This window comes from Neobacillus rhizosphaerae (assembly GCF_937468385.1).
In the GTDB taxonomy this organism is placed as follows: Bacteria; Bacillota; Bacilli; order Bacillales; family Cytobacillaceae; genus Neobacillus; species Neobacillus rhizosphaerae.
On sequence record NZ_CALBWS010000002.1, the window covers coordinates 108,421 to 117,741 of the forward strand.

The 9,321-nt window shown below is 38.3% G+C and carries 8 protein-coding genes; 3 read left to right on the forward strand and 5 right to left on the reverse strand.

The annotated features are described in order from the left end of the window. Window positions 1-132 precede the first annotated feature (132 nt). Window positions 133-624 carry a YajQ family cyclic di-GMP-binding protein gene (locus tag M5A78_RS03275; protein ID WP_248733858.1) on the forward strand — a complete coding sequence of 164 codons (492 nt, stop codon included), beginning with the start codon at window positions 133-135 and terminating at the stop codon, window positions 622-624. Between the two features lie 119 nt (window positions 625-743). Further along, window positions 744-1,616 carry an SDR family oxidoreductase gene (locus M5A78_RS03280; protein WP_248733859.1) on the forward strand — a complete coding sequence of 291 codons (873 nt, stop codon included), beginning with the start codon at window positions 744-746 and terminating at the stop codon, window positions 1,614-1,616. A 37-nt stretch (window positions 1,617-1,653) separates the two neighbouring features. On the opposite strand, the gene M5A78_RS03285 is transcribed toward M5A78_RS03280, so the two are convergent. Together M5A78_RS03285 and asnB are read right to left on the reverse strand one after the other, a co-directional pair. Then, a complete protein-coding gene (locus M5A78_RS03285; RefSeq protein ID WP_248733860.1) occupies window positions 1,654-3,177 on the reverse strand; it encodes an alpha-amylase family glycosyl hydrolase in 1,524 nt (507 codons plus the stop codon). Between the two features lie 135 nt (window positions 3,178-3,312). After that, window positions 3,313-5,160 (reverse strand): asparagine synthase (glutamine-hydrolyzing), encoded by a 1,848-nt coding sequence (gene asnB / locus M5A78_RS03290; protein ID WP_248733861.1) that lies wholly within the window; start codon window positions 5,158-5,160, stop codon window positions 3,313-3,315. A 227-nt stretch (window positions 5,161-5,387) separates the two neighbouring features. Between asnB and M5A78_RS03295 the strand changes: the two genes are divergently transcribed. Next, window positions 5,388-5,951 (forward strand): DUF2777 domain-containing protein, encoded by a 564-nt coding sequence (locus tag M5A78_RS03295; RefSeq protein ID WP_248733862.1) that lies wholly within the window; start codon window positions 5,388-5,390, stop codon window positions 5,949-5,951. Window positions 5,952-6,005: 54 nt separating this feature from the next. On the opposite strand, the gene M5A78_RS03300 is transcribed toward M5A78_RS03295, so the two are convergent. From M5A78_RS03300 to M5A78_RS03310, 3 genes are all read right to left on the reverse strand, one after another. Continuing rightward, window positions 6,006-6,365 (reverse strand): YisL family protein, encoded by a 360-nt coding sequence (locus M5A78_RS03300; RefSeq protein WP_248733863.1) that lies wholly within the window; start codon window positions 6,363-6,365, stop codon window positions 6,006-6,008. A gap of 124 nt (window positions 6,366-6,489) precedes the next feature. Then, window positions 6,490-7,410: a fumarylacetoacetate hydrolase family protein gene (locus M5A78_RS03305; RefSeq protein WP_248733864.1), complete on the reverse strand. Its 921-nt coding sequence runs from the start codon at window positions 7,408-7,410 to the stop codon at window positions 6,490-6,492. Window positions 7,411-7,601: 191 nt separating this feature from the next. Next, the gene (locus tag M5A78_RS03310) at window positions 7,602-9,020 is read right to left on the reverse strand and encodes a CpaF family protein (protein ID WP_248733865.1); all 1,419 of its coding nucleotides are present in this window, start codon (window positions 9,018-9,020) and stop codon (window positions 7,602-7,604) included. Window positions 9,021-9,321: the final 301 nt, after the last annotated feature.

The following is a 9,321-nucleotide window of genomic DNA, read 5'->3' on the forward strand; positions in this document are numbered from 1 at the left end:
ACTCCTCTTTCCTATTCTCGGAGATTTTTTCTGAATCTTGTTTGAACTGCTATATTTTACTATAATGTAGCCATAAAGGGAAACTTTAGCAAGTAATGTTTCTACATATCTAAAATTAATGGAGGATTGGTTATGTCTAAAGATAGCTCATTTGATATTGTATCCAAAGTGGATTTTTCTGAGGTTACAAATGCTATTACACAAACAATGAAAGAAATTGGAACGCGCTACGATTTTAAAGGTAGTAAAAGTGAAGTCTCGCTTGATAAAGAAGAGCTTGTCCTTATTTCAGATGATGAATATAAAATGGACCAGCTTAAGGATGTATTATTTAGTAAAATGATAAAACGAGGCATTCCGGTTAGAAATCTTGATTACGGGAAAATCGAAAAAGCTTCCGGCGGTACTGTTCGCCAAAAAGCCAAACTAGTCCAAGGTATTGATAAAGAAAATGCCAAAAAGATTAATACCATCATTAAAAACAGCGGTGTAAAGGTTAAAAGTCAGGTACAGGACGATCAAGTACGCGTTAGCGGTAAAAACCGCGATGATTTGCAAAAAATTATTTCCTTGGTCCGAGAAGCCGACTTAACTGTAGATGTTCAATTTCTCAATTACCGTTGAAAATGAAAATTAAGGCGATAGGGAGTAAATAACTCCTTATCGCCTTTTATTATTGTCTTCATAATTTGGCTCATATATCAAACACTAACAATTGAATCTATTCGTGGAGGTATTAGTGAATGAGCAATACTACAAATCAAAAAAAAATAACCTTTCCACCTCAACACCAGGACAAGCAACCTGGGATTGAAGGTAAAATGAATCCCCGCCCAATTTCTGTTGAGCCAAATTATAAACCTGGAGGAAAACTATCAGGCAAAACCGCGATTATTACCGGAGGCGATAGTGGAATTGGTAAATCTGTGGCTATATATTTCGCCAAAGAAGGCGCAGATGTTGCGATTGTGTACTTAGAAGAACATCAAGATGCCGAAGAAACAAAGCAGCTAATTGAAGCGGAGGGGAGAAGATGCCTCGTTTATTCCGGCAACATTGGCGATGAAGATTTTTGTAAACAGATTGTGATTAAAACAATTGATGAATTTGGTAAGCTTGATATTCTAGTGAACAATGCGGCGGAGCAGCATCCCCAGCAAAGCCTGCTGAATATAACATCTGCCCAGCTCGAAAACACATTCAGGACCAATATTTTTTCCTTTTTTTATATGACGAAAATGGCACTTCCCTATTTGAAGCAGGGTGCATCGATTATTAATACTGCTTCGATAACTGCCTACGAAGGTAATGAACAATTATTGGATTACTCTGCATCAAAAGGGGCAATAGTATCCTTTACCCGTTCATTAGCAAAATCCCTGGCACCACAGGGAATCCGCGTTAATGGGGTAGCACCAGGACCGATCTGGACGCCACTTATCCCATCCACGTTTACAGCCGATAAAGTTGCAACTTTCGGGTCAAATACGACGATGGGCAGAGCTGGACAGCCTTATGAACTAGCACCCAGCTATGTTTTCCTTGCGTCCGAGGACTCCTCCTACATCAGCGGCCAAATGATTCACGTCAATGGTGGAACAATTGTTAATGGATAAAAATAACGAAATCGGCGGGTCCCTCCGCCGATTTGTATTATTCTATTTTTTTATTTTTTCTTCTTTTGAGAAGTAAGAAAAGAAAGATAAACACCAAGATGTTCACTAAGATTAACGAGCCGATAAGGGTGTAGTTAATTCCACTTTTCTCCGTTAGAACATAAATTTCTGAAATATCCCGGTCGAGAATGAGGATGTACTGATTATCCCTGCTGCGGACAATATCCCCGCCAAGTAAGCCCCGAAGCTCTTTGTCTGCAGCTAATTGCTCAGCTGTTAAGATTACCTTCTGAGATTTACTCGTATTATTTATCGCAATAACCGATGTTTCACCTTTATAGACTCGTTTATAAACAACCATCCCTTGTTTGTCATAGAGAATTTCCATCGTTCCTCTTGTTAATGATGGAAGTTGATTTCTTAACTCACCTATCTTAGTAATATAATCAATTAGCTCTTTCTCTGTTCTGAAATTCATTTGTCGACGGTTGTCGGGAATTTCTCCCCCATTTAAGGCGATTTCAGTCCCATAATAAAAAATAGGAATTCCAGGGGTGGTATAAAGATAAGTTAACGCCGTTTTCCAGCGTGAGCCTGGAAATTGTCTCTCTTTCACAATGTCATTCGTAAATCTTACTGTATATTCATCATCCATGAAATTAGGCCTTAAAAAAGACGACTGACTGTCTCCGGTATTAGAATAAAGTGTGCTGAAAGATTGATCCGTTGTTGCCAGCGTTCTTCTTAATTGGTCATTGTAAGAGGAATCAAACAGGCTGTCTATTCCTGATAGTTGATATTCCTTCAAGGAGGTGGAAGTATTTTTTGACATAATACCGATTAAGAAAAAGTCTTTCTTCTCTTTCTTAACCTCTTTTGAAAAATCCTTCCAAAAGCCTACTGGGACATTATTAATCTCTGGCAAACTATACCCATCAATATCCGTTTTCTTAATCCACCATTTGGCAGCATCAATTAAGTATTTTTTCACTTCAGGGTTGTCCTGATTAAGATCAGGCAAACCGTCGACCCAGCCATTTTCTACCACCGCTTGGTTATTCCAATCGTTGATTTCCTGTTTTTCATGAAACCAGTCCTGCTTGCTGGTATCACTTACCCAAGGATGACTCGCTGCCACGTTATTAGTGACAAAATCGATCATTACCTTCATCTTCCGCTTATGTGCTTCTTCTACCAACTCTTGGAACGTCTTCATTGTGCCAAAATGCTCATCAATTTTATAAAAATCTTTCACCCAATAGCCATGATAGCCATTCTTGGCATTATCAAAGATAGGGGTTAGGCGAATCGCAGTGAATCCCATATCCTGTATGTAATCCAATTTATCAATAATTCCTTGTAAGTCCCCACCGTTAAATACATTCGGATCTTTTGCATTAACATCCGCATCATTTTTTGTATTTCCATTGTTGAAGCGGTCAATCATGATAGAATAAACGGATTCATCCTGCCACAACCTATTTTCTTTTTGTACCTTTGCCTGTACAGGCACCGAAGAAAATATAAAAACCGTTATTAAAATGAGTATCATTTTTTTCATATAGATATCCAATCCTCCTCATAAAAGGGAAGAGGATTCCCTCTTCCCTACACCTATTTTAATCGAATCAGGTTTTAATTCCAACCTAATCACCTTGACTGGAAACACATCCATATTTTTCTTAATATCAAAATCTTAATTCACAATATTAATTTGGTAATCTTTAAACCATGTGTGAAGCTGCACAAGATAGGCCAATAATTGCGGTCCTGTCATTAATTGGCCAAACCATGGCTCTTTGAAGGAATCTCCTCCAGTCTCGACAAGCTTTTCTAGCTGCTGCTTATCAAAGAATTCGTGTAAGGCTGAGGTTTTATCTTGTAAAATGGTACTCAACCATTTTTGGATCGTCACCGTGTACTCCGGGTTATGTGTTTTAGGATATGGACTTTTCTTCCTGTAAAGAACCTCCTCCGGGAGGACTCCCTCAAATGCTTTACGGAGAATTCCTTTTTCCCTGCCTCGATACATTTTCATCTCCCAGGGGATATTCCATACGTATTCAACAAGGCGGTGATCTGCAAATGGTACTCTTACCTCAAGACTTGCTCCCATACTCATTCGATCTTTTCGATCAAGCAGGGTGGTCATAAACCAAATCATATTAATGTAGAATAATTCTCTGCGTCTTGATTCTTCTAAACCTTCTCCTTCTAATCTAGGAGTTTCAGCGACAGCCTGGCGATACTGTTCCAGACAATATTCACCCAACATTAATTTATTCTGCCAATGGGGCTTCAGCAATTTTTGCCGTTGGGAAACAGAACGCATCCATGGAAACCCCTGCCCCTCCAAGTCTTGCTGTCGATGGAACCACGGATAGCCGCCGAAAATTTCATCAGCACATTCTCCAGACAGGCTGACAACAAAATCCTTTTTTATCTCCTTACAAAACCATAGCAGCGAGGAATCGACATCCGCCATACCTGGAAGGTCTCTGACATGAGTAGCTTCCAATAAATCATTGACTAATTGTTGTTGGGATATGGTCTTGTTATCGTGCTTGGTATCAAACCTATCTGTTATCATTTGAATAAATTTTCCGTCGGAGTCCGGTTGAAATTCATTAGCAGTAAAATAGTGATCATTACCTTCATAATCAATCGAATACGTATGAAGCTGCCCTTTATTTTGCTCAGCAAAACCGTTAGCAGCAATGGCAGTGATGATACTTGAATCAAGCCCGCCTGATAAGAATGTGCATAAAGGTACATCTGAAACGAGCTGTCTTTTAACGGCATCGGTGACCAAAAAACGGACTTTTTCAGCCGTTTCCTCGATACTTTCTTTATGTTCTTCACTTTTTACATTCCAATAACGCCAAATCTTCAGACCATTTTTTGAAAAGGTTAGGGCATGAGCTGGTCTCAGTTCTTTCATTCCTTTAAAGACTCCTGAACCTGGTGACCGCGATGGTCCTGCTCCAAATATCTCTGCAAGCCCCTCTTGATTGATCTCGGTTCTTATTTCTGGGTGGGCAAGGATTGCCTTCATTTCTGAGGCAAATACAATTCCTTGATTATGTTCTGTAAAAAATAATGGCTTTACCCCAAGACGATCTCGTCCAATAAAGAGTTGATCTCGTTTACTATCCCAAATCGCAAACGCAAAGATCCCATTTAAATAATTTACACATTCTTCCGCCCATTCTATATAGGCTGTTAACAGTACTTCTGTATCAGAATGACTGTTAAAGGAATATCCTTTAGTAAGGAGAATTTTGCGGATATCTTCCGTGTTATATAATTCTCCATTGTAGCAAACGGTGTATTGATAACCCTTTTTTTGTTTGGACATTGGCTGCCTTCCTCCGGTTGGGTCGACAACAATTAATCGCTTATGTCCAAAACCTACATGTGTATCTGTCCAGATGTTTGTTTCATCAGGGCCTCTCTTTTCTAACGTCTGGACCATTTTCTCAATTGTATCCGTTTCTTTTCGCATTATTTTCTTATAATCAATCCATCCAGATATACCACACATGTATTGTTCTCCTTTCGTAACCACTTCTAGACATTTATTACATGGTCTATAGTATTCAGCCCATATTAATTGGTTAATTGTCCATAAATTGAAATGTTGAAATACTTTGAACCAAGAGTTTTTAGGTTATGGAGTTTTATTCGGATACTTTTACAAAAATCAGGTTATAAAATCATAGGAAGATGTCTAAAAAGGAAAATGTAAGCATCAGGCCACGGAGGTTAACGATGAATCGACAACAACGAATGAGTCTATATGATATTCAAAAGAGAGCCTATACCGAAGGAATTGTTGAACAAATTAATAATCAATGGATATTTTTCGATGAGGAGACGGAAGAGGCTGCTATGCTAGAGGATTATTTGCAGCAGGAAATTGAAATCTTTCGAATGAATCGTTGGAAAAAAGGGGTATTGTGTGAATCTGGGAAAATCCGTATCGGGACCGATGCGATTATGCTGCGCGACCATGATATAGTGAGGATTAGGAAGCATTTAATTTACTCTCTCGAAAGATTGTTAGATGGGATAAATGACGATGCCTTTTTCCAATTTATAACCACCTTGAACTCGTTAAACTTCTCCATTTTCGATTGCATTTATTGTTATAACCATTTATCATTCTTAGCAGATCAACAACGAAAAGATGGAGTTAACTTTATGGTGTTCGACAATCAAGAGCAAATTTGCAATGTACAGCATCATTTTTTCTATTTCGAAAAGGTCAATGACCGGTTCGAATTCACTCTAAATACCGGTAAACGATTAATTATTGAAAAAATGATTTTATAACAAATAAAGGTGTGGGCAACCACACCTTTTTCTGCTTTACTTTAAATAGAATGGCTATACATTAAAAATAGACATCGGCAATTTATCAAAACCTAAATATAATACTAGAAGCCAGGCCACAGCAAATTGGATCCAAAAAACAGTGGTTTTTCTATTTTTAGCAACGCGGCCAAGTATCATTTCAAATAATCCGACTACCCAAAGTCCTGCAACCGCTTTTAATATATACCAAACATCTATCTTGGTAACCATCGAGAGAAGTCCCACACCTGTTGCGATAATAACTAGATAAAGTACTCTTAAAATCATTTGAACAATTTTAAAGCCTTTTTCTTTCTCGCTTTTATGTAAGAAAAGCGCAACAATAAATAGAATTAGTGCTAGAGCCCATGCTGTAACGTGTCCATGAATCATTTATTTTCCTCCTAATGGATATTTTTTCGATTTTATCATACCATAGGCAATTAAAAAACACGAAGAAATGAACCAGATATGGTAATAACCGTGATAATGTTACTTTTTAAATACTTTAGGTTCTTTAATTTGCTGCGCTATCCTCAATTTTATTAACCAAGGTTCCAATGCTTTCTATAGAAATCTCTATTTGGTCACCTTGCTGTAAAAATCTAGGTGGTTTAAAACCTTTTCCAACACCTGCTGGAGTACCAGTTGAAATTATATCTCCCGGTTCTAGAGTCATTCCTGCAGATAAAACGGAAATAATCTCTTCGACAGAAAATATAAAGTTCTTTGTATTAGAGCTTTGCCTTACTTCTCCATTAACCTTCGTTTCGATATTTAAATTATTAGGATTTTCCACAGCGCTTTTATGTATAATCCACGGTCCCATCGGGCAAGTGGTATCTAAACTTTTTCCAATAAAAAATTGCCTATGCCGTGATTGTAGATCCCGTGCTGTTACATCATTTATAATGGTATATCCGAAGACATAATTGAGGGCTTCCTCTTTTTTAATTGCTCTGCCCTTTTTACCGATAATAACGGCTAGTTCCCCTTCATAATCAAGTTGATTCGTCACAGTCTGATGGTTTAAAATTGTTTCATTAGGCCCAATAACGGAGGTTGGGGCTTTAGTAAAAACCATAACATGCTCAGGGATATCCTCTGCACTCCCCATTTCAATTGCGTGATCAGCGTAATTTTTTCCAACACAAAAGACATTCTTGCTCGGCCTTGGAATAGGAGCAAGTAAAGTTAGCTCTTCCATCGGAATATAAAATGAATCAGACTTTTCCCCACTTTGCACCCAATCAAGAAGTACTTTGACTTGTTTGGTAAAGCTATCACCTAAAGCAATACATTCTAGCATAGAAGAAGGGAAGTTTTTTTGACCTGTCATTACTTCTTCAACAAGATTTAATAAAAGTACTTTTGATTCATCCGAGGCTACAATTCCGACAAACGGTTCATTATTATGTTGGACTGTTACAAATTTCATTCTAAATCACCCCTAATGTAATTAATCACTATTATAGAATAAAGGAAACAGAACAGTCTAACAATTAAATTCACACAATTACCCCCTAGCACACAAATGCAAAGGGGTTAACCATTCTTAAAGGTTTCAAAAAATTGAATAACCGCTGGACCTAACAGGACAATGAATAGACTTAGAAAGAAACTTTCCCATTAATGCGGGATAAACACTGATGCAGGAATATGAATACCAGAGGCCTCCAGACGCTCATAAAACTTTGGCCTAACACCGGTTGGTACAAGGCGGCCAATTATTTTCCCTTCTGAATTAAGTCCCTCTTGTTTAAAAGTAAAGATGTCTTGAAGTACGATTATATCTTCTTCCATTCCTTGTACTTCGGTAATGCTGACAATTTTCCTTGACCCATCCTTTAGGCGTGACTGCTGAATAATCACATCGATTGCACCAGATATTTGTTTCCGGATTGCTTTGACAGGTAAATCTACACCAGCTAACATGACCATGGTTTCAAGCCGAGAAATCATATCTCCTGGGCTTTTGGAGTGACCGGTTGCAAGCAAGCCATCGTGTCCTGTATTCATAGCTTGAAGCATATCGAGTGCCTCTTCCCCACGGACTTCTCCTATTATTACCCGGTCTGGTCTCATTCTTAGTGATGTTCTAACAAGTTCTCTAATCGAGATGGCACCTTTTCCTTCAATATTTGGCAGACGGGACTCTAATGAAACAACATGCTCCTGTCCCAACTGAATTTCAGCCGCATCCTCAATCGTCACGATTCTTTCATCTTCTGGGATAAAATTAGATAGTACATTGAGCGTGGTTGTTTTCCCGGATCCTGTACCCCCGCTTACAAACATATTTAATCTTGCCTTCACGCATGCATCGAGGAAAATGGCCATTTCCTCTGTCATTGTTCCTAAATTGATTATATCTTTAATCTGAAAGGGAGCCTTTGAAATTTTCCTAATCGTTATCGTCGGACCATTTAGGGCAAGTGGTGGAATAATCGCATTTACCCGAGAACCATCTGGAAGCCTGGCATCCACCATCGGTGAACCTTCATCTATTCTTCTTCCAAGTGGCGAGACGATCTTTTTAATGACACTTATGACGTGTTCATTATCCCGAAATCGGATTGGAGTTAACAGTAACTTTCCTTTTCGTTCACAATAAACTTGGTCTGGACCGTTTACCATGACCTCGGAAACATCCTCATCTAAAAGAAGCGGATTAATCGGTCCAAAACCAGGTAAATCGGTAATGAGTTCATCAACTACTTTTTTCCGATCCATTTGTCCGCGGAAATCTTTATTCTCTTTAATCATTTCAATTGCCAACCCATCAAGTTTGGGGACGATTTCGCCAATATCTTTTTTCTTAAGCTCGTGAAGAATTTTTTTATGAAGATTATTTTTTAGCTCTTGGTTTATGTCAACCTTTCGTTCCTTTACCTGTTCTTTCTTTTTTTCTTTTAGTCGCTGCTCTCGAAACAACGTCACAAAATCGAGCATCGGTGAGGGGGTTGGACTTTCAAGAGAAGAATCAGTTTTTTGTGCCCCCCCATTGATTTGATTATTTTTTTCTTGAATTCGCACTAGAAGACTCATTCATTCAACCCACCTTATCATCATTTTTTTGAAAACCACTTTCCAAGAGGAGAAGGAATTTCCTTCGTTCGGGGAGTAATTACATCTGACTCGCTAGAACGGAACTCGGCCATTTTAAATACACCTTTTGCTACCTCTATTTTCATTCTTTAAGATTAGTTATGACACAAATAATTAAAAGTAGGATTAATAAATAATTATTCCACACTCTGTGCCAACCCTTTCCCAAAAGATTTCTTGTCTTCTTAAAAGAAAAAAAGCCTCATGTTTGCACTAAACGCAAGGCTATAAGGGAGGTTTT